Annotated in this window: 21 protein-coding genes, 1 pseudogene and 1 CRISPR repeat array; of the genes and pseudogenes, 10 read left to right on the top strand and 12 right to left on the bottom strand. The window is 42.0% G+C overall.

The features are described from left to right. The first annotated feature begins 75 nt into the window (after nt 1-75). The 4 genes from mfd (at nt 76) to FBB35_RS03410 (ending at nt 5,110) form a co-directional block, all read left to right on the top strand. Nucleotides 76-3,609 (top strand): transcription-repair coupling factor, encoded by a 3,534-nt coding sequence (mfd, locus tag FBB35_RS03425; RefSeq protein WP_174708487.1) that lies wholly within the window; start codon nt 76-78, stop codon nt 3,607-3,609. A 163-nt stretch (nt 3,610-3,772) separates the two neighbouring features. Further along, on the top strand, nt 3,773-4,618 hold the full coding sequence (locus FBB35_RS03420) for a GNAT family N-acetyltransferase (RefSeq protein WP_174708486.1): 846 nt from the start codon (nt 3,773-3,775) through the stop codon (nt 4,616-4,618). Between the two features lie 85 nt (nt 4,619-4,703). Then, entirely contained in the window at nt 4,704-4,907 is a 204-nt protein-coding gene (locus FBB35_RS03415; protein WP_174708485.1) for a type II toxin-antitoxin system HicB family antitoxin, read from the top strand. Next, nucleotides 4,904-5,110, top strand: a complete 207-nt coding sequence (locus FBB35_RS03410) for a type II toxin-antitoxin system HicA family toxin (protein WP_174708484.1) — start codon at nt 4,904-4,906, stop codon at nt 5,108-5,110. Before FBB35_RS03415 ends, FBB35_RS03410 begins: the two co-directional genes overlap by 4 nt. Nucleotides 5,111-5,117: 7 nt before the next feature. On the opposite strand, the gene FBB35_RS03405 is transcribed toward FBB35_RS03410, so the two are convergent. The 5 genes from FBB35_RS03405 to FBB35_RS03385 form a co-directional block, all read right to left on the bottom strand. Further along, the gene (locus FBB35_RS03405; RefSeq protein ID WP_174708483.1) at nt 5,118-5,621 is read right to left on the bottom strand and encodes a DUF29 domain-containing protein; all 504 of its coding nucleotides are present in this window, start codon (nt 5,619-5,621) and stop codon (nt 5,118-5,120) included. A 102-nt stretch (nt 5,622-5,723) separates the two neighbouring features. Continuing rightward, the gene (locus FBB35_RS03400; RefSeq protein ID WP_174708482.1) at nt 5,724-6,056 is read right to left on the bottom strand and encodes a hypothetical protein; all 333 of its coding nucleotides are present in this window, start codon (nt 6,054-6,056) and stop codon (nt 5,724-5,726) included. 80 nt (nt 6,057-6,136) lie between these two features. Next, complete coding sequence (locus FBB35_RS03395) at nt 6,137-6,568, bottom strand: NUDIX hydrolase (protein ID WP_174708481.1); 432 nt, start codon at nt 6,566-6,568, stop codon at nt 6,137-6,139. 8 nt (nt 6,569-6,576) lie between these two features. Then, nucleotides 6,577-7,029, bottom strand: a complete 453-nt coding sequence (locus FBB35_RS03390) for a DUF3531 family protein (protein WP_012411737.1) — start codon at nt 7,027-7,029, stop codon at nt 6,577-6,579. 138 nt (nt 7,030-7,167) lie between these two features. Beyond that, nucleotides 7,168-8,127, bottom strand: a complete 960-nt coding sequence (locus FBB35_RS03385) for a Sll0314/Alr1548 family TPR repeat-containing protein (protein ID WP_174708480.1) — start codon at nt 8,125-8,127, stop codon at nt 7,168-7,170. A 340-nt stretch (nt 8,128-8,467) separates the two neighbouring features. On the opposite strand from FBB35_RS03385, the gene FBB35_RS03380 reads away from it, so the two are divergent. Then, a complete protein-coding gene (locus FBB35_RS03380) occupies nt 8,468-9,142 on the top strand; it encodes an ABC transporter ATP-binding protein (RefSeq protein WP_174708479.1) in 675 nt (224 codons plus the stop codon). 170 nt (nt 9,143-9,312) lie between these two features. Then, entirely contained in the window at nt 9,313-10,047 is a 735-nt protein-coding gene (rsmG, locus tag FBB35_RS03375; RefSeq protein WP_174708478.1) for a 16S rRNA (guanine(527)-N(7))-methyltransferase RsmG, read from the top strand. 94 nt (nt 10,048-10,141) lie between these two features. Here the strand turns inward: rsmG and FBB35_RS03370 are convergent, their stop codons facing one another. The 5 genes and pseudogenes from FBB35_RS03370 to FBB35_RS03350 all read right to left on the bottom strand — a co-directional run bounded on the left by FBB35_RS03370 (nt 10,142) and on the right by FBB35_RS03350 (nt 13,411). After that, nucleotides 10,142-10,921, bottom strand: coding sequence for a superoxide dismutase (locus FBB35_RS03370; protein WP_302480946.1), 780 nt, complete (start codon nt 10,919-10,921; stop codon nt 10,142-10,144). 110 nt (nt 10,922-11,031) lie between these two features. After that, the gene (locus FBB35_RS03365) at nt 11,032-12,174 is read right to left on the bottom strand and encodes an ABC transporter ATP-binding protein (protein ID WP_174708477.1); all 1,143 of its coding nucleotides are present in this window, start codon (nt 12,172-12,174) and stop codon (nt 11,032-11,034) included. Between the two features lie 51 nt (nt 12,175-12,225). After that, nucleotides 12,226-12,492: a hypothetical protein gene (locus tag FBB35_RS03360; RefSeq protein ID WP_174708476.1), complete on the bottom strand. Its 267-nt coding sequence runs from the start codon at nt 12,490-12,492 to the stop codon at nt 12,226-12,228. Beyond that, nucleotides 12,485-12,654: pseudogene (locus FBB35_RS03355) on the bottom strand (type II toxin-antitoxin system HicB family antitoxin). Before FBB35_RS03355 ends, FBB35_RS03360 begins: the two are co-directional and overlap by 8 nt. A gap of 28 nt (nt 12,655-12,682) precedes the next feature. After that, on the bottom strand, nt 12,683-13,411 hold the full coding sequence (locus tag FBB35_RS03350) for a GUN4 domain-containing protein (RefSeq protein WP_174708475.1): 729 nt from the start codon (nt 13,409-13,411) through the stop codon (nt 12,683-12,685). 388 nt (nt 13,412-13,799) lie between these two features. Here FBB35_RS03350 and FBB35_RS03345 point away from each other — a divergent pair, with 388 nt between their 5' ends. Further along, on the top strand, nt 13,800-15,221 hold the full coding sequence (locus FBB35_RS03345; protein ID WP_174708474.1) for an NADP-dependent isocitrate dehydrogenase: 1,422 nt from the start codon (nt 13,800-13,802) through the stop codon (nt 15,219-15,221). A 711-nt stretch (nt 15,222-15,932) separates the two neighbouring features. Next, nucleotides 15,933-16,183: a CRISPR direct-repeat array (repeat unit 36 nt; unit sequence GTTTCCATTAATTCCGATTTAACCCAATCGGTAGGG). A 216-nt stretch (nt 16,184-16,399) separates the two neighbouring features. Here the strand turns inward: FBB35_RS03345 and mtnA are convergent. After that, a complete protein-coding gene (gene mtnA, locus FBB35_RS03340) occupies nt 16,400-17,461 on the bottom strand; it encodes an S-methyl-5-thioribose-1-phosphate isomerase (RefSeq protein ID WP_174708473.1) in 1,062 nt (353 codons plus the stop codon). A gap of 533 nt (nt 17,462-17,994) precedes the next feature. On the opposite strand from mtnA, the gene FBB35_RS03335 reads away from it, so the two are divergent. The 3 genes from FBB35_RS03335 (at nt 17,995) to FBB35_RS03325 (ending at nt 21,985) form a co-directional block, all read left to right on the top strand. Continuing rightward, on the top strand, nt 17,995-19,002 hold the full coding sequence (locus FBB35_RS03335; protein WP_174708472.1) for a DUF2235 domain-containing protein: 1,008 nt from the start codon (nt 17,995-17,997) through the stop codon (nt 19,000-19,002). A gap of 83 nt (nt 19,003-19,085) precedes the next feature. Further along, nucleotides 19,086-20,714 (top strand): peroxidase family protein, encoded by a 1,629-nt coding sequence (locus tag FBB35_RS03330; protein WP_174708471.1) that lies wholly within the window; start codon nt 19,086-19,088, stop codon nt 20,712-20,714. An 89-nt stretch (nt 20,715-20,803) separates the two neighbouring features. Then, complete coding sequence (locus tag FBB35_RS03325) at nt 20,804-21,985, top strand: catalase (RefSeq protein ID WP_174708470.1); 1,182 nt, start codon at nt 20,804-20,806, stop codon at nt 21,983-21,985. A gap of 239 nt (nt 21,986-22,224) precedes the next feature. On the opposite strand, the gene dxs is transcribed toward FBB35_RS03325, so the two are convergent. Then, the gene (gene dxs / locus FBB35_RS03320) at nt 22,225-24,132 is read right to left on the bottom strand and encodes a 1-deoxy-D-xylulose-5-phosphate synthase (protein WP_174708469.1); all 1,908 of its coding nucleotides are present in this window, start codon (nt 24,130-24,132) and stop codon (nt 22,225-22,227) included. Nucleotides 24,133-24,577: the final 445 nt, after the last annotated feature.

The following is a 24,577-nucleotide window of genomic DNA, read 5'->3' as shown; positions in this document are numbered from 1 at the left end:
ACACTTTTAAAATAGTTGACATAAACTGCCTCAAGATTTTCTGACTCACAAAGACTCCCACCGCTAGTTGTACTTATGTCATTTTCTTCTATTGTGCGTGCCTTAGCGCGATCGCCGCTCACCACTGAATTTATTTCTAAGCTAAACCGACAACAAGAATTGCGGTTAAATGGCATTTCTCGATTGCCCAAGGGTTTGGTCGCTTCGGCATTGGCACAGTCTCAGGGTAAGAATTTGTTCGTAGTTTGCGCCACTTTGGAAGAAGCTGGACGCGTTTATGCACAACTGGAGGCAATGGGATGGCAAACAGTACATTTTTATCCCACCTCCGAGGCTTCACCCTACGAACCTTTTGACCCGGAAACTGAGATGAGTTGGGGACAAATGCAGGTATTGGCAGATTTGGGAATGGGGAATGGGGAATGGGGAACGGGGAATGGGGAAGAAAAGCTTCCAATTCCTAATTCTCAATTACCCAAGATGGCAATTGTAGCTACTCAAGGGGCGTTGCAACCCCATTTGCCACCACCAGAAGCTTTTGGGCAATTTTGTCTTACCCTAAAGCGGGGGATGGAATTAGACTTAAATGCCTTCAGTGAGAAAATCACTATTCTGGGGTATGAACGAGTACCTCTGGTGGAAATGGAAGGACAATGGAGCCGACGGGGTGATATTGTTGATGTTTTCCCAGTTTCATCTGAGTTTCCAGTCAGGCTGGAATGGTTTGGTGATGAAATCGAGCAAATGCGGGAATTTGACCCAGCAACCCAACGTTCCGCACTCGACAAAGTTGATCAGTTAATTCTTACCCCCACTAGCTTTGCTCCTATCGTCATGGCAGCACTCAAGAATAGTGCTGAGTTTCGAGTGCTGAGTGCTGAGTCAGAAATTAACTCAGAACTCACCACTCAGCACTCATCACTGATTGAAGGTAGTCGCCGCTTTTTGGGGTTGGCTTTTGAGCAACCAGCATCTCTGCTAAATTACCTATCAGAAAATACTCTGATTGCCATTGATGAGCCAGAACAGTGCCATGCTCATAGCGATCGCTGGGTAGAAAATGCCCAGGAACAATGGAGACTGGGGACTGGGGAAGAATTTAACCAAGTACCAAAAATTCATCGGTCGTTTGATGAGTGTTTGGCTGACATTGCAAAATTTAAAACACTATATTTATCGGAACTGTATGAGGAAAATAGCGGGATCAATCTTTCTAGTCGAGCGCTGCCAGTTACGCCGCACCAGTTTGCTAAACTAGCTGAAACTATCCGTCAAGAACGCGATCGCAATTTCTCGATCTGGCTGCTTTCTGCTCAACCTTCGCGTTCTGTGTCGCTATTGCAAGAACATGATTGTCCGGCTCAGTTTATCCCCAATCCCCGCGACTACCAAGCGATCGATAAGCTGCAAATTAACCATACTCCCATAGCCCTAAAATATTCTGGTCTTGCGGAACTCGAAGGTTTTATTCTGCCAACATACCGCATAGTAATCGTTACAGACCGGGAATTTTTTGGACAGCATTCCTTGGCGACTCCCGGCTATATCCGTAAGCGCCACAAAGCTACTTCTAAGCAAGTTGATCCCAATAAGCTGCGTCCAGGCGATTATGTAGTTCACAGAAATCATGGTGTTGGCAAATTTGTCAAGCTGGAAAGTTTGACGATTAATAATGAAACCCGTGATTATTTGGTGGTGCAGTATGCTGACGGGTTACTCAGAGTCGCCGCCGATCAAGTAGGTGCTTTATCCCGGTTCCGCGCCGGAGGCGATAAAGCACCGGAACTCAACCGGATGACCGGTAAAGCTTGGGAAAATACCAAGAATAAAGTCCGCAAAGCGATTAAAAAATTGGCGGTGGACTTGTTGAAACTATATGCAGCGCGATCGCAACAACAAGGTTTTAGCTTTCCAGGTGATATGCCTTGGCAGGAAGAATTGGAAGATTCTTTCCCCTACCAACCCACAACGGATCAACTCAAAGCTGTTCAAGATGTGAAACGAGACATGGAAAGCGATCGGCCAATGGATCGCTTAGTTTGTGGCGATGTCGGTTTTGGAAAGACGGAAGTGGCGATTCGTGCTATTTTCAAAGCAGTCACCGCCGGTAAACAAGTGGCACTCCTTGCGCCAACGACAATTTTAACACAGCAGCATTACCATACACTCAAAGAACGTTTTGCACCTTATCCCGTGAATGTCGGTTTGCTCAACCGTTTCCGGTCTGCTGAAGAACGCCGCGATATTCAAAAGCGATTGGCAACGGGTGAACTAGATGTAGTTGTTGGTACACAGCAACTTTTGGGTAAAGGTGTGATGTTCCGGGATTTAGGACTGTTGGTGGTGGATGAAGAACAACGGTTTGGGGTAAACCAGAAAGAAAAAATTAAAAGCTTGAAAACTCAAGTGGACGTGCTTACCCTCTCCGCCACTCCCATTCCCCGGACTTTGTATATGTCCTTGTCGGGAATTCGGGAAATGAGTTTAATTACTACACCACCCCCAACTAGACGAGCGATTAAAACCCATCTGTCACCGATAAATTCTGAAAGTATCCGCAGTGCAATTCGTCAAGAATTAGATAGAGGTGGACAGGTATTTTATGTTGTTCCACGGGTGGACGGGATTGAAGAAACCACAGCCAATTTACGAGAAGTGATACCGGGAGCTAGATTTGCGATCGCTCACGGTCAAATGGATGAAAGCGAGTTAGAATCAACTATGCTTACCTTCAGTAATGGTGACGCAGACATCCTTGTTTGTACGACAATTATTGAATCTGGCTTAGATATTCCACGAGTCAACACCATTTTAATTGAAGATGCTCACCGCTTTGGATTGGCACAACTTTATCAATTACGCGGTCGTGTGGGACGCGCGGGTATCCAAGCTCATGCTTGGTTATTTTATCCGAAGCAACGGACGTTATCTGATGCGGCCCGGCAACGTTTAAGAGCGATTCAGGAATTTACTCAGTTAGGTTCTGGATATCAGCTAGCGATGCGCGATATGGAAATTAGAGGCGTGGGTAACTTGCTAGGTGCTGAACAATCCGGTCAAATGGATGCTATCGGCTTTGATTTATACATGGAAATGCTGGAAGAAGCAATTCGGGAAATCCGAGGACAAGAAATTCCGAAAGTGGAGGATACGCAGATCGATCTCAACCTGACGGCATTTATCCCAGCAGATTACATTACCGATTTGGATCAAAAGATGAGTGCTTATCGGGCGGTGGCAACAGCTAAATCTAAATCAGAATTAAATCAGATTGCAGCCGAGTGGAGCGATCGCTATGGTACTTTACCTGTCCCTGCAAATCAACTTTTGCGAGTCATGGAACTCAAACAGCTAGCGAAAAAACTCGGATTTAGCCGGATTAAACCAGAACAAAAGCAGCACGTTGTTTTAGAAACGCCGATGGAAGAACCCGCTTGGAATTTATTGGCGGCGAATTTACCAGACAATCTCAAGGCGAGGTTTGTGTATTCCCCTAGTAAAGTGACGGTGCGCGGGTTAGGAGTATTTAAAGCAGATCAACAATTACAGAATTTGATTGATGCTTTCGGGAGAATGCAGGGTGCAATTCCAGAGGCGGCTGTTGTTTGATCCGTTTTGCTCAAGTTTCTCCTTTTTCTGAATACAAAAACAGCACTGAGGCAATAAACGAAGCAAGCACCATACAGCTATTAAGTATAAAAATGTTAAGAGTTATCATTATGCTTGCCAAAGCGACTTTAAATAATTGACAGCCCAGCAGTAAAAATATGTTATGACCATAGACAACTTCATCCTTCGCCCAATGAATAGGTCGGAAGTGGACTTGGCGATTAGTTGGGCCGCAGCCGAAGGCTGGAATCCAGGCAGGTATGATGCTGAATCTTTTTATCAAACTGACGATCGCGGTTTTTTCTTGGGTGAGTTGAACGGTGAGCCTGTGGGATGTATTTCTGCTGTAGCTTACGATCGCTATTTTGGCTTTCTTGGTTTTTACATTGTAAAGCCGCAGTTTCGTGGGCTGGGATTGGGGATGAAAATTTGGAATCAGGCAATGGCTTATTTATCTACTGACCGTAACATCGGTTTAGATGGCGTAATAGCTCAACAAGATAATTACAAAAAGTCTGGTTTCCAAATTGCTTACAACCATATTCGTTATGAAGGAGTTGGCGGCGGTGTTGTGCCTCCTGGTATCGTTGAACTAAGAACAGTACCTTTTGAGAAATTACTGGCTTACGATTGCCAACTTTTTCCCTCTCAGCGATCGCTGTTTCTGCAATATTGGATTGAGCAACCAGGAAGTGCTGCATTAGGGGTTCTCAAAGATGGGTATCTTACTGGTTATGGAGTTATCCGCCCTGCTTATACAGGTTTAAGAATTGGGCCGTTATTTGCCAATGATGAGAAAATTGCTGAAGCCCTATTTCTCGCCTTGCTTGCACAAAATCCTGATGTTCCAGTCTTTATTGATGTGCCAGATGTCAACTTACAAGCGATTGCTTTAGTTCAACATTATGGGTTACAGCCAATCTTTCAAACTGCTCGGATGTATACCAAAGGAATGCCTAGCTTACCTATTAATCGTGTATTTGGTGTGACAAGTTTGGAACTCGGTTAGAAATAGTTGATGAAAAAAACTATCGAAGGTAAGAGCCAACAAATATGGTAATTAGCATATTCTCACAAACTAACTCAACAGGTTTATGAAAATTAGAGCAATTATTCATCCAGCAGAAGAAGGCGGCTATTGGGCAGAGGTTCCCGCGCTTCCCGGTTGTATTACCGAAGGAGACACCAAAGAAGAGGTGATGGCTAATTTAAAAGATGCTATTGAAGGTTGGCTTGAAGTTGCCAACAGTCGTAATGCAATTGAGTCAACAGATCAAGTTGTCGAAATTGCTGTATGAAATCGGTTTCTGGCAAGCAACTTTGTAGGCTTGTGGAGCAAAAAGGTTGGGTTTTGCAAAGAATTACTGGCAGTCATCATATTTATGAAAACCCTGAAGTACAAATCCTGTCAATTCCTGTTCACCGCAATCAAGATTTGAAAGTTGGAACCTTGAAAGCCTTGATGAAAATAGCCCAGCTATCTGAAGAAGATTTACTTTAATTTCAAATTACTGCTCTAATTCGTCCACTAACTTGCTTGGTTCACCGGGGTAAAAATCATAGTCCACAATCTCTGACAAACTGTAAGGACACTCTACCGAAAAAGTGCGCTTGGGCAAATCTGTTTCTCCAACAGCTAATTCGACACCTTTAAGGTAGGCTTTGCGAAGTGCTTCTTCAAGGTAAGGCTTTAGGCTAGGATTGTCTTCAAGCAGTTCAGCAATATCTAAGCGTTGAATACGAAGTGTTGCTAACCAGCTACGGCTACAGCGTTGGGACTGGTACTCCCACTTTAGTAAATGTCCAATCAACACACTCAGACGGTTTCGTAGTTCTTGACGTTGCTGTTTACCCAAAGATTGAATCTCCTCAATCAGATTTTGCAGATCAATCTGACTCCACTGCTCATTGCGAAGTAAAGTAACTTGTTCCTGCGTCCAAGCGTAAAAATCGGTTTCGTAAAGGCTTGGTGAAAGCATTGGTATCTTTGGGTTTGTTTCAGGTACACCCATTAGGTTAGTTCAACCTCAACGTCTTTGCTTTTATTGTAGAACTGTCTCAAATACTAGTTCTGCTATTGAGAGCGATCGCGAAGCCTATGACAGTAGATTATGCTAGAAGTCTTCAGGATCAGACCACTCAAAATCTTCTTCCTGAAGAAGGTTAATGTTTTTCCCAGAGGATTTGATAGAGTTGACAAGTTCTTGGATTGAATTTTCTAGCGCTTCATCAATTGAATCTCCTGTTCCTCCAACCCATTCAGGTGAACGATCTCTAGAGTTTCTAATAGCAACATTTACACGTGCTGAATACTTACCATTAATATCCTCAGTGATTTTTACCCTAAACTGGCAGTTTGGTATGTATGTGATACTTCTTACGTAAAATTCAGCAACTACTTTTTCAATACCTTGAATCTCCGCGATCTTAATTTTTTTCCAACTCATAACCAAAATTCTTAATCGACACAGTGCGATCGCATACCCAATTTGGATCAAAATATGAGTGCTAACCGTGCAGTTTAAATTTACAGATATTCAAAAAATACTTTAGGTACTAATCGTAATTCATCAGATTTGAAGCGAGAGATATCTATCCATAATGCTTTATGTTTATGATGTTGTGATTCTGAAAAAATTAGACTTTCCAGTTGATAAAATTTTGAATCAACAAAGTCACATTGATAAAGCTGAATGATTTCATGACCTTGCCTACCATTAAATGTAAATAGGTTCTCTATACAACCTAGATATTTAATACTCGTTAACTCTGCCTGAATTTCCTCTTGAAACTCTCGTTTTAAGGCGGCGTGGCTGGTTTCGCCAAAATCAACACCACCGCCTAAAGCCCGATAAAATGTTTCTTGCTTTACGGGATCATAGCCTTCAGAAACAAATATGCGTTCGCCATCTCGAATTAGCCCCAAGGCTATTACCCGAATTTCGCCTGCTTTATTCATTTTTATAACTAATTATCGTAAATAGACTGAGGACGACTTTCGCTATCCTCAATAGGCCAATCTGGATTTTCGCCACCGATGTATAATTGTTCAATGGTCACATATTCCTGACTTAGCTGTGTCAGCGCGTTGATTAGAATATCGAGAGCGATCGCATCACTGGTTCCTAAGTCAAACCAACAACGCCCCCACTGTCCCTCATATTCAAACTCACCAATGTTGTGCATCAGTGCTAGCAAGCTTTTGTCATATCCTTGCTCATCATAATTCATGTAGCTGATATCGAGTCCAGTGTCCTGCACCTGAAGATTCTCTGCGTTAAATGCGCCCAATTTACCCAGATAAAACCAGGAATTGAAAACTTCTTCTACATACTGTTTTTCACGTGCAGAAGGATTTGTACTGAATTTCAGCCAAATCCACATATCAAAAGGATTAATCTCGCGGAACTGAATCTCCATTTTGGTCTAATATCTCTACTACTCTTCTGGAAATAAGCATATCAAAGTAGGGAATGGGGAATGGGAGATTAGTTTTTCCCTCTGCCTCTTTGTCAATGCCCAATTTCCAATTCCCAATTTCCAATTCCCAATGCCCAATTACCCAGCATCACTTAGGCTAGCAGCATTTTTGCGTTCACGTTCAATTTGTTTGACTAAATCGCCTGGGAGTTGGGATTTTTTAGTCAGCGCTTTGTCAAAATTAGCGATCGCTTCCCTAATCATCTGCTGGCTTTTTTCTTTTTGCCCCAGTTCTTTCAGTATTTGGGCTTTGAGATAATAAATTTCTGGATTATCGGATGTGGTTTTGATCGCTCGATTGACATACTCTAGTGCCTGCGGATACCGTTTTAAATCTCGGTAAGCAAGAGCAATACCCCGATCAACGAGATACCCAGGAGCAGCATTTTTTTCTAAGCGTCCAATTGACTGATCGGGACTAGCAAAAGGCAAATTAACCGCCAACAATAAATCCATATAACCCTTGATTAAATTCAGTTCTGGATCGTTGGCAGAAATTGCTTCGGCTTTATCTAAATATTCATAAACTTGCCGTAGCCGACTAAAAGCTTGTGGCACACCATTGACAGTACCTTGACGGGTGATAATTACTGCTCCTTCTAAAAAATGACCAACAGCAGTGTATAAATTCCCACGCAATGGATCGTTGGGAATCAGTTTTTGTCCGGTTTCTAGAGTTTTTTTACTGTAGGTGTCTAATTTAACCCAATCCTGATTTCCGTATGCCAAAGATGCCTTCATCGCATAAGCTAGAGGTTCGTTTGGCTCTTTGGATATTGCTTGTTCCAGATAACGCTCTGCTGCTGGATAGTTACCCTGTTGGAACATCGCTTTAAAAGCTGCTTCTGTTTGGTCGCCAATTTGATGAGGTTCGCTATTGCGAAACGGATCGCCAGCTAGTGAAGGGTTTATCCACAGATTAAGTGCGATTGCCCAAGGGGCAACGCCAAAGGCGAACGCAGCACCAAAAGCAGTCTGAGCAAGGATAGTGAGTCTGGTAGGCACTACTAATAGAGGCGAAGAAAACCTTTTATTCATTTTAACCCTCAGAATAATTGCGGTTGAAATAGTTGTATGTGTTACTTAGAATGCAAAAAATGATTAATTTTTATACTGAGCGAAGTCGAAGTGTTAACTTGCCTCTGCCTCAACCAAAATTTTTTATATAAAGGTTGACTTTGGTAATTTTTCCATGTTTCCAAGCTTCTTATAGCCATTGTTCCAGGGTGAGTCTGCCACAATGGAGGAAAATTCAATGATTCTTGCTGCTAGATTAAGGTGTTAATTCAGGTAATACGCTATAAATTTTTCTAGAATTTTCCAGATACTCTCAGTGTAGCTAATCAGTAATTTGCTGACTTTTTGGTAATCTTAACAAATGCTCTATCTCCGAAATGTAAATTATCACCCCACAGCGTGTCCAACAGCGATTCTTAAATCGATCAACTTGGAATTAGCACCCCAGCAGCTAGGTCTGATTATTGGCCCTAGTGGTTCCGGAAAAAGTACTTTATTAGAAATTTTGTCAGGACTAGCCGAACCCACTACTGGCGCACTCTTCTGGCGGGAACAAGAACTTATAGCCGAACAGCTACAACAATTAGCTGGATTGGTATTTCAGTTTCCAGAACGACACTTTTGTGGTGGTTCAATTTTAGAAGAATTGCGTTTAGGACATCCTGAGTTAGGGTCAGAACGAGTTAGACAGACCCTAACTGAGGTGGGATTAGAGCATTTATCGCTTTCTGCTGCTCCCCATGCTTTGAGTGGTGGTCAACAGAGACGTTTAGCTTTAGCAGTGCAATTGATTCGCCAGCCAAATTTACTGTTATTGGATGAACCGACCGCTGGGTTAGATTGGTCAATGCGTCGGCAACTGGTAAATTTATTAGCGAAACTCAAACAAGATTGGACACTATTGATAGTGACACACGATGCTGGGGATCTGTTAGCGATCGCAGATCGTTGCTGGACACTCAACCACGGTGAACTACAATCAGTAGATCCAAAAACTTTAGAATCCAAAGTCAAAGAACCTCTACCATCGGTATGAAAGGGGAGTGGGGACTGGGGAGCAGGGGAGGCAGGGGAGCAGGGAGCAGGGGGAGCAGAGGAGAAGTTACAGTAAGTCTTTCCCCAATTCCCAATTCCCAATTCCCAATTCCCAATTCCCAATTCCCAATTCCCAATTCCCAATTCCCAATTCCCAATTCCCAATTCTTAATGACAAACTTATTGCCTGAGATGGCAGAAATCTGGCAGCAAACTCTGAATTGGCAACCAACTGTCCAACAGCAAGAACAATTTCAAAGGCTTTATGAGTTAATCCTAGAAGGTAATCGTCAATTAAATTTAACTCGCATTACTGACCCCCAAGAATTTTGGGAAAAACATCTCTGGGATTCTCTACGAGGAATTCTACCCCTGTTATCAGGAAATTTACCCCCGGCTTCCCCTACTATCATTGATATTGGTACAGGTGCAGGTTTTCCAGGTGTTCCAGTGGCAATGACAGTAACTAATTGCACAATTACTCTTCTGGATTCCACTCAGAAAAAAATTACTTTTCTCGACAATCTATTATCTGAACTTGCCCTTACTAATGCTAAAACTCTTGTTGGTAGAGCTGAGGAAATCGGTCAGCATCCTCAGCATCGAAAGGCTTATGATATTGCACTGATACGTGCTGTCGGGGCAGTTTCTGTTTGTGCAGAATATACCTTACCACTGCTCAAACAGGGAGGTTTAGCTATAATTTATCGCGGTAATTGGACAAAGGATGAAACAACAGCTTTGCAGAATGCTGTGAAGCTGTTGGGTGGCGTTATTGAATCAATCGAACAATTTACAACACCCTTGAGTCACAGCATCCGGCACTGTGTGTATTTGCGTAAGGTAGCCACCACACCAGTTCAGTTTCCCCGTCCTATTGGTGTACCTACTCAAAAGCCTCTTTAACGAATTCGTAATTTGTAATTAGAAAGAGTGCAAGCTTCCAATGGTTGTAATTATGAATTACTTTGACAGGAGTGGAATATCAATATCCCAATGTTTATGCAAGTTTACTGGCTGCTGCAAAACGCTTGTTAATCTCATCCCAATTAACCACATTCCACCAAGCATCTAAATAATCGGCGCGGCGATTCTGGTAATTGAGATAATATGCATGTTCCCATACGTCATTACCTAAAATGGGATATTTACCTGCACTTAAAGGACTATCTTGGTTAGCAGTAGTTGTCACTTCCAACTTGCCACCTTTATTACGCACTAGCCAAACCCAACCACTACCAAAACGACTAGCACCTGCTTCATTAAACTGTTTTTTGAAAGCTGCAAAACTACCAAAACTTTGATTAATCGCCGAGGCTATATTTCCTGTTGGTTCTCCTCCACCTTTTGGCTTCATAATTTCCCAGAACATTGAGTGGTTCACATGACCGCCGCCATTATTGCGTACTATTTTGCGAATATCTTGTGGTACACTGTCAAGTTTCTGCAACAGTTCTTCAATAGTTTTTCCTTTGAGTTCTGGGTGTTTATCTAACGCTGCATTCAGGTTTTTTACATAAGTTGCGTGGTGTTTATCGTGGTGGAATTGCATCGTTTTAGCATCAATGTGTGGTTCCAGTGCTTCGTATGCGTAAGGTAAAGGCGGTAGTTGAATAGCACCTGTTTTATTTTGTGTTGTATTCGCTTTTGTGTTTGGTGTTGATTCAGGAGTTGCAGCGTTTCCATCAGGAGATTTCTCTGCCGATGCACAAGCATCTAATGCAAAAGCACCCGCACCCGCTATGAGTAAAAACAATAAATTGCGTCGATTAATAGCCATATAACTTTTTGCAGCTAATCAATTAAGTCTCTATTGCAGTTTTTATTTTCTTAGATTTTGGCTACAAAAAATTGGTAATTGTGATTATTTCTGGGAGTTTAAGAAACTATTTATAATATCCTGTCCCCAGTTTTGGGATCAAATACAAACAAGTGATTTAAATCAAGTTGTAGAGAAAGGCGATCGCCTGGACGCGGACGCACGTCCCCACCTACCTGAATATTCAACACCACCGCCGAACCAGGTAAGCCAGCACGAATCAAAGTTTCCCTTCCCAAAGGTTCAACCAATTTCACTTCTACAATCAGGTGACTCTCATTTTCTTCTTGGCGATTTGGCGGTAGCGTGCGGCAAGCCGTTCGCGTAGCGTCTCGTAGAGAAGCGTCTACGTTAATAAAAATATGCTCTGGACGAATCCCCAAATCATAACTGTGCCCCTGACGCAACTGTAATTTTTCTTTCACAACTGCTGGAATCGTTAATAACTGCCCACTCACATCAAAACCGTTATTTTGATAGATTGCAGGTAAGATATTCATTGGTGGACTACCTAAAAAACTTGCCACCATTTGATTAGCAGGACTTGCATAAATAGTTTGGGGATCGCCGATTTGTTGAATTCGCCCGCGATTTAGTACGACAATTTTATCAGCCAAAGTCATTGCTTCAACTTGATCGTGGGTGACGTAAATAGTTGTAATCCCTAATTCTTGATGTAACTGTTTTAATTCCGCCCTTGTATCGTCGCGTAATTGGGCATCTAAATTAGATAAAGGTTCATCAAGTAAAAAAACTTGGGGTTCACGAGCGATCGCTCTTCCTAATGCTACTCGTTGTTGCTGTCCCCCAGAAAGTTGTTTGGGTTTACGATCCAGTAGGTGATCCAGAGAAAGTGATCGCGCTACATTCATCACCCGTTCTTGAATGATTTTTCGGTCAACCTTCCGCATTTGCAAGCCAAAGCCGATATTTTCCGCCACGCTCATGTGAGGATAGAGGGCGTAGTTTTGGAACACCATCGCCACATCTCGCTGTCTGGCTGGGATATTATTCACCAAGCGATCGCCAATAAAGAGTTTGCCAGATGTGGCGGTTTCTAAACCCGCGATCGTTCGCAAAATTGTCGATTTACCACAACCCGATGGTCCCACTAAAACCCAAAACTCGCCATCAGGAATTTCAAAGGTAATATCCTCGATCGCGGTGACATTATTAAATCTACGCTTAATATCTTCTAGACGAACGTTTGCCATTATCCATTTTAATATTTTCAGTTTGGGATCTGCGGCAGTTTCAAATCAGTATTAGGGACTTTTATGTGCCCAATCTGAGGAATTTTGAGACTGCTTTGTAAGTGCAGAAACTTGGTTGTCCTGCACAACTCTAATCAGAAATCTTAGAGCCTCATTCACAGCATCGGCATTGGGAAAAACCTCTGCAACATCAGGTTCTAAATGAATTGTTGTCTTCTCAAAGCTTTTTCGTTCCGGGCCGAACTTTCTGACCCTTAAACTCTTTAAGTCATACTCCGATCGCAGACGACAGCATGATATTTTTGACTTTTCACACATCCTCTAAACAAAGTTCAATTACTTCTTTAATATTAGCCATCAACTCATCAATTGTTTCTCCTTGACTGTAACAGGCTTGTAGCTGAGGTACTTCTCCGACATAGTGCCATCTTCATCACGTTCAATGATGACGTATAATTCTCGGTTGGTGGGATTGATCATAGTCCATTTGTCCGTAAGCTCAAAATCATTATTTTTCTGAGTTCTTTGTCCAAGCAGGGTGAGAGAGTAAAGAAGCAAACACTCGTACCCCCCGCAGCTGATTAGAAAGGGGTAAGTGACCTCTAGGCGCACTCAAATCCCAGGTAAAGCTGTTAGGGTATCGCGTCCAATTATTACCTTCTTTCCAGCCAATTTTCGGCCAGAAATTCTCCCAATTTTTACCCAAACTCAACCAGATTTCTCGCTGCACTGAAAAGCCAAATTTACCTTCGGAGTGGACTAACCAGAGGTTGTTAATGGTTTGTAAGTCAACAGCCGGGGTATTTTCTACCTCGGTAAAGTACAACCACTTGCGTTGTACAGCCGTTGGCCCTGATAGTTCACACATTTTTTCGATGGTGACGCGATCGGCTGCTTGGAAGTCTTGAGCAGCAAGTAGCTGTTGTAAAGAATTGTAGTTAATCCCGCACTCTGATTTTAGAGGTACAATTCCTTCAGGAAAACAGGAGCGCAGAAATTCTTTGGCTTGAGGTGCATCAGAGTTGTAAAGGACTTGGTAAGCTTTGCCATCAATCCAAGTCGCTGGGTTCTCACGTCGTTTCAGTAAAAATTCCATCAACACGTCTAATCCCTCATTACCCAACTCAGCTAACTGTGGGATTGTCTGTTGTTGGACTTTTTCAGACCCGGCGATTAATGGTTGTCGGAGGGAGTCGATGTCATTTGCAGGGCCTGATAAAATCATTGGGTCTGTCATGCCATTCTTGTGTTAACGGTCAGTGAAAGAGCGGTAAGCTATCGGGTATTCTCCAAAGTGGAGCATTGATAGCGAAAAGTAGTTTACTATTTTTGATCGTACAAAATTGCGATCGCTTCACTGAAATCTCACACTTAATCCCCAAATAATGTACAAGGGGAATAGGGGGAAAATCTGGAGACTAAGAACTGGGGACTGGGGACTGGGGACTGGGGATTAGGGACTGGGTACTACGACTGAGGGGACATGGAGGACAAGGGTGAATTATTGAAAAAATCACTTCGTGTCTCTTCCCAATCCCCAGTACCCAATACCCAGTACCCAAAATACAAGCCTGCCACATAAGGATTTTTTGACTAGCAGCGTATCGATTAGGAGTGTGTGAACGATGTACGAAAAGATTACCCCCCCCGCAGCCGGAGCAAAGATCACCTTCAAAAATGGTGAACCAATCGTACCGGACAATCCAATTATCCCCTTTATTCGCGGCGATGGTACAGGTATAGACATCTGGCCTGCTACCCAAAAAGTCCTCGATGCTGCTGTAGCCAAAGCATATAAGGGTCAACGTCAAATTAGCTGGTTCAAGGTTTACGCTGGTGACGAAGCTTGCGATTTATATGGTACTTATCAGTATTTACCTCAAGACACTCTCACGGCAATTGAAGAATATGGTGTAGCGATTAAAGGGCCTTTGACTACTCCCATTGGGGGCGGAATTCGTTCTTTAAATGTGGCGCTGCGGCAAATTTTTGACTTGTATGCTTGCGTGCGTCCTTGCCGTTACTATGCAGGTACGCCCTCACCCCACAAAAACCCAGAAAAGCTGGATGTAATTGTTTATCGGGAAAATACAGAAGATATTTATTTAGGCATTGAGTGGCGACAAGGTAGCGAAATCGGCGATCGCTTAATTAAAATTCTCAATGAAGAACTAATCCCCGCCACACCAGAACATGGGAAAAAACGCATTCCTCTTGATTCTGGTATTGGCATCAAACCCATCAGCAAAACTGGTTCTCAGCGCCTAGTCAGACGTGCCATCAAACACGCTTTGCTATTGCCCAAAAATAAGCAACAGGTGACTTTGGTGCATAAGGGCAACATCATGAAGTACACCGAAGGAGCTTTCCGCGACTGGGGTTATGAACTAGCAACTAGTGAATTCCGCCAAGAAACTGTCACTGAACAAGAATCTTGGATTTTGAGTAACAAGGAAAAAAATCCGAATATTTCCTTAGAAGAAAACGCCCGCCAGATTGAGCCTGGGTTTGATAATCTTACCCCAGACAAGAAAGCGCAAGTTGTCAAGGAAGTTGAAACTGTTCTTAACACAATTTGGGCAACCCACGGCGATGGCAAATGGAAAGAGAAAGTTTTGGTGAATGACCGGATTGCTGACAGTATTTTTCAACAAATCCAAACCAGACCGGATGAATATTCGATTTTGGCAACGATGAACTTAAACGGCGATTACTTGTCTGATGCCGCCGCAGCAATTGTTGGGGGATTGGGAATGGGGCCAGGGGCAAATATTGGTGATTCTAGTGCCATATTTGAAGCTACCCACGGTACTGCACCCAAACACGCCGGCTTAGATCGGATTAATCCGGGTTCAGTGATTTTGTCTGGTGTGATGATGCTGGAATTTTTGGGTTGGCAAGAAGCCGCAGACCTAGTTAAGAAAGGTTTAAGCGATGCGATCGCCAATAGTCAAGTCACCTACGATTTAGCCCGACTGCTAGAACCGCCAGTTGAACCCTTAAAATGTTCTGAATTTGCCGATGCAATTATTCAGCATTTTGGTTAATTCTATTAAGGTTAATTAGTCACAAGTCGAATTACCCCACCCTAACCCTCCCCATATATATTGGGGAGGGAACTGGATTTTTTGTTTCCCCCCTTTATAAGGGGGGATTAAGGGGGGTAATTTGACTTGTGTATACACGCTTTTTAAGGGGGGTTAGGGGGATCGACAAATATTTAATACTTCTCAGACATCCTTTGATAAATCAACCATTTTAAAAAAGCGAAATGGCATTTTATTTGCAAAAAACACCAAAATGAGAAAGCAAACTGGGGTTTGAGAAAGCAAAAGCTTATTTCACTTGCGGAAAACACCGAAATGAGAAAGCAAACTGGGGTTTGAGAAAGCAAAAGCTTATTTCACTTGCGGAAAACACCGAAATGAGAAAGTAAACTTGGGTTTGAGTAAGTCAAAGCTTATTTTACTTGCGGAAAATACCAAAATGAGAAAGCAAACTGGGGTTTGAGAAAATCAAAGCTTCTTTTGAGAAAGTAATTGCGGATTTTGCTTATTGAATTTAGTCAAAATATGAAGTTTAGATAAAATTATTGAAAAAATTGCTGATAAATTTTGATCCCTTAGATTTTAAAGTAGTCAAAAAACAAAGTCCCCGGCTTTTCTAAAAAGTCGGAGATTTTTTGGTGCAATCCCCTATAAAGTTTCCGTTATTTGGATTTAGAGCGATCGCTAGAGTTATCGAGAACTCGGCTCAAGTTATCCATTAATTCCGATTTAACCCAATCGGTAGGGCAATAATCAGCTAAACCTTGGGCTTTCTCAATCCAAGTTTCCATTAATTCCGATTTAACCCAATCGGTAGGGTACAGGGGTTAGTAGAAATGGACGTGGAGTTCATAGGGTTTCCATTAATTCCGATTTAACCCAATCGGTAGGGTGGTAGTGCAAAAGCGTTTGGCGACTCCCAATTCGTTTCCATTAATTCCGATTTAACCCAATCGGTAGGGAGTTCGTCCAGGAGCCTTTGCCCCGTAAGGCTTTCAGACACCAAATCGACACCACTCTACAAAATATTATATATGTTGTGTGAAATTGAACAACACGCATATCTCAAATCCTTACCCAGTAAGCAATCGACACCACTCAACGAAAAATATAGGGTTTCGGCGATTTGGCGAGTGGTGTCGATGAACATTTAAAACTTTTATCCTCTTTGTACTCAATTACACTAATTGCTTTACCTGTGATTTCGCTAATTCATGAGGTGCGATCGCTCCATTCTCTGTAATGATGGCTGTAATCAACTCAGCCGGAGTCACATCAAAAGCTGGGTTGTAAAAATCGACACCTTCAGGTGTGAGAATAGTATCCCCGACTTGATATATTTCTGTTGGATCGCGTTCTTCAATTGGAATTTTGCTGCCATCGGCCAATTCAAAATCAACGGTGGAAAGGGGTGCAGCCACAAAGAAGGGGATATTATGAGCTTTAGCTGCGATTGCCACACTATATGTACCAATTTTATTAGCAGTGTCGCCATTAGCAGCAATGCGATCGGCACCCACAACTACAGCATGAATCAAACCCTGTTTCATGCAATGGGCTGCCATATTATCAGTAATTAATGTCACTGGAATACCTTCTTGCACACATTCCCAAGTGGTGAGTTTTGCGCCTTGCAAGCGGGGACGGGTTTCGTCGGCAAATAAACGTTCTAAACGTCCTTCTCTCCAAGCAGAACGCACCACACCCAAAGCAGTGCCATAACCAGCCGTAGCTAGCGCCCCAGCGTTGCAGTGAGTAAGCAGTGTCAGCTTTTCTGGGGTAGTGGGCAAGACTGCTAAACCATTGTCGCCGATCGCCTGACAGGTTTGTAAATCTTCAGCGTTAATTGCTTGGGCTGTTTGGAACAGGGTTTGCTTAATCTCTTCTACCGTTCCCAGCGTTTCGTAGGCAACTTTCAGCATCCGGCTGATTGCCCAAAATAAATTTACCGCCGTCGGACGAGTAGAACGCAACAACTGGGCTACTTTATCTAAGTTTTGCAAAAATTCGGTGCGATCACTAGTTTCAATTTCCCTTGCGCCAAGATACATTCCATAAGCCGCAGCCACACCAATTGCAGGCGCACCTCGAACAATCATGGTTTTAATCGCCCGTGCCATATCTTCACTGCGGTGAATTTCCACAAATGTATATTCGTTGGGTAAGCGCGTTTGGTCAATTAATGACACCGATTCATTGTGCCAAATAACGGGATAAACGTGGTTTGTAGAAAGTGTCATAGAAAAACGTAGTGAGTGGATAAGTCGGCGCTAATATTTCAAGCCATGTTAAGAAATTTAACTGTAGGGTGTGTTGTCGCGCAGCGCAATGCATCGTCAATAATTTAAGATGGCATAACACAACGCTATTTTGCTCAAGTCGGGAGACCCGCCCACGCAAATGTCTCCCCTACAGACAATTTACATTTATTCATATACATTGAATTTTTCTCGCCGACTTACTTAAGCAATATTTTTTACTTTAATGCACCTTGATGATTTCATTTTAAAAACTAAAATTCAATTAAATATTTTTAGTTTTTTAATGATTTTGCTGCACAGATAATTACTTAATATTTATTTAATAAATTTACTCCTTAACTGTCTTAACTGTCCTTGCATTCTCATTATAAAAATGAGACTATATTTCGCTAAAGCATTTAGAAAACTAAATATTATAGTTAATATCAAAAATGCTTTTGCCCTAACTATATGCCAAATTCACATCTTAATAAAAAGTTGATCTAATTAATCAAACACCTTGAAATAACAATATGAAACGTCTTGTTATATGCTGTGATGGAACCTGGCAACAATTAACAAGTGCTTACCCTAGCAATGTGGTTAAGTTAGCTCAATCGGTAAAACCGATGGCTAGTGACGGGGTTGCACAAATCGTATTTTATGACGAGGGGGTTGGAGCTGAGGGTCAAAAGGTTTTAGGGGGAGCTACCGGACTAGGAATCGATAGAAATATAGAAGATGGCTACCGATTTCTGAGCCTCAACTATGTTCCTGGCGACGAAATTTATCTGTTTGGTTTTAGTCGTGGTGCTTATACAGTTAGAAGTCTCGCGGGAATGATCTATTGCTCCGGTCTTCTAGACCGTCCTCATGTCACCAAAGCCCATGAAGCTTACGAGCTTTACCGTAAACGAGGTGTTAAACCAAAAGATCAGGAAGCTGTGGAATACCGTCAAGCTTATGGCGATCGCGTCCCTATCACCTTGCTGGGTTGCTTTGATACCGTTGGGGCCCTTGGTATTCCTGGGATACCCGCCTTCAGCAAGTTGAGCGAGCAGCTGAATAAGCGTTACAGATTCCATGACACTACTTTAAACAAATGTGTTCAGAATGCATTGCACGCAGTAGCGATCGACGAAATTCGTGAAGTCTTTGATGTCACTCCCATGACAAAGCATCCTGATGCTGAAAACCAGCGAGTGATTCAAAAGTGGTTCCCTGGTGGACACGGCTGCGTTGGTGGTGGAACTGAAGAACATAGTGGGTTATCAGATGCTGCATTACAGTGGATGATTGATTCCATTGGTGAGATGCAATTGGGGCTTGACTTCGATACAAGCGTGATTCCTACAGGTATTAACCCCAATTATGAATGTAACTTTAAAAACGATGCTGGATTCTTTAAATTAGCAGGAATCAAGTTTCGTGAGGTTAGCGATGTCATTGAAGACCTTCATGAAAGCACAATTAACCGTTTGAAAAATCGCAAAGACTATCGACCGAAAAATCTACAAAAGATTATTTCCAAACTTAAATAATTTGAACTAATTGGAGTAATCAAAGTAGATAATTTTAAACAGCATCGAATACATAAATTGAAAAACAGAAAATAGAAATAATTATGACTGGAAAAAGAGATACATCCAAAGACGGGTTAGATAACAAAATTCAAACATACGTGTTAACCCACTTTAAACCAATTTGGCAACTTCTCCAAAGTAACAAATCTATCGCACGTAAAGTTAATAAAACTCTGCTTAACAGCCTCATCTATAAAATTCCGACTCGTCCTAATCCCTACAGCATGATGACTCTGGATGAGCATATTCCTGATACTAAAATTCCTAAGAAAACTGATACTTATACTTCCTGGGAATCACTCAACGATCGCACTTATACAGGAAGGCATCTACCACCCGATCCCAAGTTAAACGCTGAGGGTAATCTACCCAAAGTTGAAGACCTAGCTATTTTATTCCGTAAAAGAGACGGTAAAACTATTTATTCTGGCAAATCAACTATGCTGTTTCCCTATTGGGTGCAATGGTTTACAGATAGCTTTCTTCGCCTTAATCACTACAATAAACTAAAAAATACTTCCAACCATGAAATTGATTTGTGTAATGTTTATGGTTTAACCAGAAAACAAACACATCTTTTAAGAAGTTTTCAAGGAGGTAAATTAAAGACTCAGAAACTCAAACGCCAAGATGGTGTAGAAGAAGAATATCCTTTGTTTTATTATGCAGATCCAGCACTGGATAAAATTAAACCTGAATTTGAAGGTCTTTATGAACCCCTGAATGATGAAAAAAGACAGTCTGTAGATAAAAAGCAATATATGTTTGCAATGGGAGTAGAACGAGCAAACGTACAAATTGGTTATGTAATGCTCAACACTCTATGTCTCCGCGAACATAATCGTCTTTGTGATGAATTAGCGAGCAATTATCCAGATTGGGATGATGAACGCCTCTTCCAAACATCGAGAAATATTCTTATGGCGATGATTCTAAAAATCATTATGGAAGAGTACATTAACCACATCACTCCTTATCACTTTAAGTTGTTTGCCGATCCAGAAGCTTTTACCAAAGAAAGTTGGCATCGTCCCAACTATATGGCAATTGAGTTTGACTTTGTTTATCGCTGGCATAGTGCGATTCCAGAAACATTTAACTATAACGGTAAACCAACTCATATTGCTGCATCTCTTTGGAACAATAAGATGTTTATTGACCAAGGTTTAGGGGCATTGATGGAGGAAACTTGCTCTCAACCAGGTACAAAAATTGGTTTATTTAACACCCCTGATATATTGGTGGAATTAACCGAGTTACCCTCAATCAGACTGGGACGACAACTGCAATTGGCAAGCTACAACGATTATCGAGAATTGTGCGGTTTCCCCAGAGTGACGAGATTTGAACAAGTTACTGGCAATGAATTTGCTCAACAAAAACTCAAAGAATTATATGGTCATGTTGATAAGATTGAGTTCTTTGTGGGGCTTTACGCCGAAGATGGGCGCGAGAATTCAACTATCCCTGCTTTAGTAGCACGCTTAATTGGGATTGATGCCTTTTCTCAGGCGCTAACCAATCCTTTACTATCACCCAATATCTTCAATAAAGAAACTTTTTCTCCTGTAGGTTGGGAAATTCTTCAGAATACCAACACTGTCTCAGATTTAGTTAATCGCAACGTTCCTCCATCAGGTAAGAAATATAAAGTTACTTTTGACCTTTAAAGAGATTGTAAGATTCTACATCAGCTTTGAGTGCGATCGCTTTCGCAAATTAGCGATCGCCAAATTATTAAATCTACCTGTAAAAAAAAATGAAACTTTTTACTGAATATCCAGAAAAAGACGAACTCAAATATTGCGATCTCATGAGTGAGTTAGTCAAAAAGAACATGGAAAATCTTTACGGAGGTGAGAAGAAAAAAACTGCAAAAAGAGATACCCATTCTAAAACCCACGCTGCTGTTCAAGGAACTCTAGAAATCTTTGACTTTGATGAAGCAGCAATTAAGCAGGAATTGAGCAAACGCACCTCATTATCTGAAGCTGAACTTTCTGCGATTTCTCTCAAACAAGGTTTATTTGCCACACCGAAACAATATCCGGTTTGGCTACGATTTGCCAATGGGGCATTTTCAGTCAAGAATGATTATGAAGGAGATACTCGCTCCATGGCCGTAAAAGTGATCGGCGTAGAAGGAGAACGACTATCGCAAAGTCACGAGTTAAAAACCCAAGATATTATTACCCACAATACTGAATTCTTTTTTGTTAGAACCATCAAAGACTTTCACAGCTTTTTTTTGACAGTTTATCGAGCCGGGCTGTTTCCACTTTTTAAGCTGTTGGTGCTTTTTTGGCTAAAGTTGCATCCCTACGAATCCACTCTTTTACAAACTAGTTTCAAACGTTTTCCCAAGAGTTTACTTAAAGAGCGCTATTGGAGTGCTTCAGCATTTTCTGTGGGACTCAAATCTGATTTTGACCCATCTCAACCAGGTCGAGTTCCTGTAGAATATCCGGCTGTGATTAAATATGGATTTACTCCGGTTTCCACTCAACCACCTCATCAACAACTTCCTCTTGAGTCCAGATCAGAAAGTGAACTAAGAAAAGCCAAATCTTCAGGTTCAGAGGATAACTACTACCGAGATGACATCATTCAAGCTTTAGAAAAGCCTGATGCTGAATACTATTGGGACTTTCAAATCCAATTTCAAACTAGCCCAGAAATGTCTATTGATGATACCACCATTGTTTGGAATGAAGAGGAATCACCATTCTTTACAGTTGGTCGCCTAACAATTAAGCATCAAAAGGTTAATTCTCCCCAAGAAAATGATTTTGGAGAAAATCTCAGTTTTTCTCCTGGGAATGGTCTAGCAGTGCATCGTCCTGTTGGTGCGATCAATCGGTTACGCAGCATTGTTTATCCTATTGTTGCTAATGACCGTCATCAAAAACGAGGGGTTAAATACCAGGAACCAACTGTCTGAGCTTTCACAGGAATTATTAACTATAAGAATCTAGAACTTACGCAATAACTCTCTGAAACTCTCATTTCTTTGTGTCCTACCCTGCGGAAAGCCTCTTTGCGTCTACGTTTTTCCATTATTTTCCGTAAGTCTTAGAATCCTTGCTCACATACTTTATTTTTTGTCATTTCCTAAAGTTTATCTAGCAATCGCCCACACCTGAGTCACAAGTGTGGGCGATTCATTTTACAAAAAATTAACTAAACAACAGCAGATACTTGCTGCTTAAAGAAAGCTTTCAAAACTCTCTCTGCTATTTGATGGCTAGTTAAACCTAGTTCTGTTTTAGATTCATTAGGTTCAGCATGATCTACTAACACATCTGGGACACCAAATCGCTTGACGGGAACTAGAATATCTGCATCCATTAAAGCTTCAGCGATCGCACTACCAAAGCCACCCATCACACAGCCTTCTTCTAAGGTGATGACGCGGCCGATTTTCTTAGCTAAAGGCAAAATCAACTCGGTATCCAAAGGCTTAACGAAACGCGCATTGATCACAGTTGCCTCAATCCCATGTTCGCTGAGAATTTCGGCAGCTTGCATCCCTGGATAAACCATTGTGCCATAAGCAACGATTAACACGTCATCGCCAGTGCGGAGAATTTCGCCTTTGCCGATTTCCAAAGGTTCCCAACCTTCCTCCATCAGGGGAACACCATAGCCATTGCCACGAGGGTAGCGCATAGCGATGGGGCCACTGGTATGCTCAACACCAGTTACTACCATGCGTTGTAGTTCTGCTTCATCTTTGGGTGCCATGATTGCGATGTTGGGAATGCAACGCAGATAAGCGATGTCATACATACCTTGGTGGGTGGGGCCATCAGATCCAACAATTCCTGCCCTATCTAAGCAGAAAAACACTGGCAGGTTTTGGATGCAGACATCGTGAATTATCTGATCGTAAGCGCGTTGCAGGAAGGTAGAATAAATGGCAGCTACGGGGCGCATCCCTTGAGTGGCAAGCCCTGCGGCTAGGGTAGTTGCATGTTGTTCAGCAATGCCGACATCAACATATTGATTGGGTAGTTTGGCTTGAAGTTTATCTAAACCTGTTCCCGTTGCCATAGCCGCAGTAATCCCAACGATTTTGGGGTTTTGTTCGGCAAGTTTTACCAGAGTGTGAGAAAAGACTTTGGCATAAGCTGGGGGTTTGGGTTTATTAGAAGGAATAGCTTTGCCAGTTGCAACGTTAAAGGGGCTTTGGGCGTGGTAGCCAACTTGATCTAGTTCAGCAATTTCATAGCCTTTGCCCTTAATTGTTGCTACATGTACTAAAACAGGGCCTTGTATCTGATGTGCCTGTTGGAAGGTGGCAATCAATTCTTCGAGATTATGCCCATCTACTGGCCCAATGTAGGTAAAACCGAGTTCTTCAAACACTGCCCCTACCTTGGGAACAGCCAAGCGTTTCATACCTTCTTTGATGCGTGCGAGTTCGGGAGACAAAGATTCACCCACGAAGGGAATTTGCTTAAATTGTTCCTCAAGATTATCTTTGATAAATTGCACCGGCTGGCTGAGGCGCATTTTGTTGAGGTAGCGGGGAATCGCGCCGACATTGCGAGATATAGACATGTCGTTGTCGTTGAGAACAACCAATAGGTTAGTTTTTGGCATGTGTCCCGCATGGTTTATGGCTTCTAAAGCCATACCTCCAGTTAGCGCCCCATCCCCAATCACAGCAACGGCTTTAAATTTTTCGCCTTTCAAGTCTCGTGCTAAAGCCATGCCTAATGCTGCTGAAATACTTGTAGAAGCATGTCCAGCCCCAAAGTGATCAAATTTGTTTTCACAGAGTTTGAGATAACCTGCAACTCCGTCCTTTTGTCTGAGGGTGTGGAAGCGATCGTAACGTCCTGTAAGAAGTTTGTGCGGATAAGCTTGGTGTCCTACATCCCAAATCACTTTATCCCGATCTAAGTCCAGTGTCTGGTAAAGCCCTAGTGTTAATTCTACAACACCCAACCCTGGCCCCAAGTGTCCACCATTAACTGCTACGGTTTGGAGATGCTTATCTCGAATCTGACGGGCAATCTGTTGCAGTTGGCGAACAGATAAACCGTGCAACTGATTAGGATGGGTGATTTCGCTCAGGTGCATATTATAGTGTTTTCCTCTCTAATTTCACTTTTTCAGTATTTTGATTTTCCCACGGTCGGGTTGTCCACATAATCACACTCTTACATTGTTACTAAGTTGTAGTGGAAAGTATAACTTCGTAATTAATAATGGTGAAAAATTTGTTAACCATTAACAATTTGTCAAAATAAGGTTGCAATTACATAAACTATTGGCACATTTGTCAATAAGTAATGCCACTTAAATATGCTCTTTAATTTGTATAAAAAATCAATCTTTCAGAAGGATTTTGCGTAAATTCCTTAACTCAAACACTCAGCTTTCTTTTTTTAAGCAATTATAAAAAAGAATTAAATATCTCATTTCTGGCTAGATGTTCAGGATCGTTGCTAGCAAATATCTTTTCTGTTTTTCATTAATAGCAGCTAATTTTCTCTACGATCGCAGTTTATCTAAGCGCAACAAA

This window comes from Nostoc sp. TCL240-02 (genome assembly GCF_013343235.1).
Taxonomy (GTDB): domain Bacteria; phylum Cyanobacteriota; class Cyanobacteriia; order Cyanobacteriales; family Nostocaceae; genus Nostoc.
The sequence above is the reverse complement of the archived record's forward strand: the minus strand, read 5'-3'. Positions and strand labels throughout refer to the sequence as shown.

Bases quoted from the DNA above. Each gene is read 5' to 3' on its own strand.
- FBB35_RS03405 (WP_174708483.1), bottom strand. From the start codon at position 5,621: ATGGGTGTACCTGAAACAAACCCAAAGATACCAATGCTTTCACCAAGC.
- rsmG (WP_174708478.1), top strand. From the start codon at position 9,313: ATGACAAACTTATTGCCTGAGATGGCAGAAATCTGGCAGCAAACTCTG.
- FBB35_RS03360 (WP_174708476.1), bottom strand. From the start codon at position 12,492: ATGTGTGAAAAGTCAAAAATATCATGCTGTCGTCTGCGATCGGAGTAT.
- FBB35_RS03370 (WP_302480946.1), bottom strand. From the start codon at position 10,921: ATGGCTATTAATCGACGCAATTTATTGTTTTTACTCATAGCGGGTGCG.
- FBB35_RS03325 (WP_174708470.1), top strand. From the start codon at position 20,804: ATGAAACTTTTTACTGAATATCCAGAAAAAGACGAACTCAAATATTGC.
- dxs (WP_174708469.1), bottom strand. From the start codon at position 24,132: ATGCACCTGAGCGAAATCACCCATCCTAATCAGTTGCACGGTTTATCT.
- FBB35_RS03365 (WP_174708477.1), bottom strand. From the start codon at position 12,174: ATGGCAAACGTTCGTCTAGAAGATATTAAGCGTAGATTTAATAATGTC.
- FBB35_RS03415 (WP_174708485.1), top strand. From the start codon at position 4,704: ATGAAAATTAGAGCAATTATTCATCCAGCAGAAGAAGGCGGCTATTGG.
- FBB35_RS03385 (WP_174708480.1), bottom strand. From the start codon at position 8,127: ATGAATAAAAGGTTTTCTTCGCCTCTATTAGTAGTGCCTACCAGACTC.
- FBB35_RS03395 (WP_174708481.1), bottom strand. From the start codon at position 6,568: ATGAATAAAGCAGGCGAAATTCGGGTAATAGCCTTGGGGCTAATTCGA.
- FBB35_RS03350 (WP_174708475.1), bottom strand. From the start codon at position 13,411: ATGACAGACCCAATGATTTTATCAGGCCCTGCAAATGACATCGACTCC.
- mtnA (WP_174708473.1), bottom strand. From the start codon at position 17,461: ATGACACTTTCTACAAACCACGTTTATCCCGTTATTTGGCACAATGAA.
- FBB35_RS03410 (WP_174708484.1), top strand. From the start codon at position 4,904: ATGAAATCGGTTTCTGGCAAGCAACTTTGTAGGCTTGTGGAGCAAAAA.
- FBB35_RS03400 (WP_174708482.1), bottom strand. From the start codon at position 6,056: ATGAGTTGGAAAAAAATTAAGATCGCGGAGATTCAAGGTATTGAAAAA.
- FBB35_RS03420 (WP_174708486.1), top strand. From the start codon at position 3,773: ATGACCATAGACAACTTCATCCTTCGCCCAATGAATAGGTCGGAAGTG.
- mfd (WP_174708487.1), top strand. From the start codon at position 76: ATGTCATTTTCTTCTATTGTGCGTGCCTTAGCGCGATCGCCGCTCACC.
- FBB35_RS03390 (WP_012411737.1), bottom strand. From the start codon at position 7,029: ATGGAGATTCAGTTCCGCGAGATTAATCCTTTTGATATGTGGATTTGG.
- FBB35_RS03330 (WP_174708471.1), top strand. From the start codon at position 19,086: ATGACTGGAAAAAGAGATACATCCAAAGACGGGTTAGATAACAAAATT.
- FBB35_RS03380 (WP_174708479.1), top strand. From the start codon at position 8,468: ATGCTCTATCTCCGAAATGTAAATTATCACCCCACAGCGTGTCCAACA.
- FBB35_RS03345 (WP_174708474.1), top strand. From the start codon at position 13,800: ATGTACGAAAAGATTACCCCCCCCGCAGCCGGAGCAAAGATCACCTTC.
- FBB35_RS03335 (WP_174708472.1), top strand. From the start codon at position 17,995: ATGAAACGTCTTGTTATATGCTGTGATGGAACCTGGCAACAATTAACA.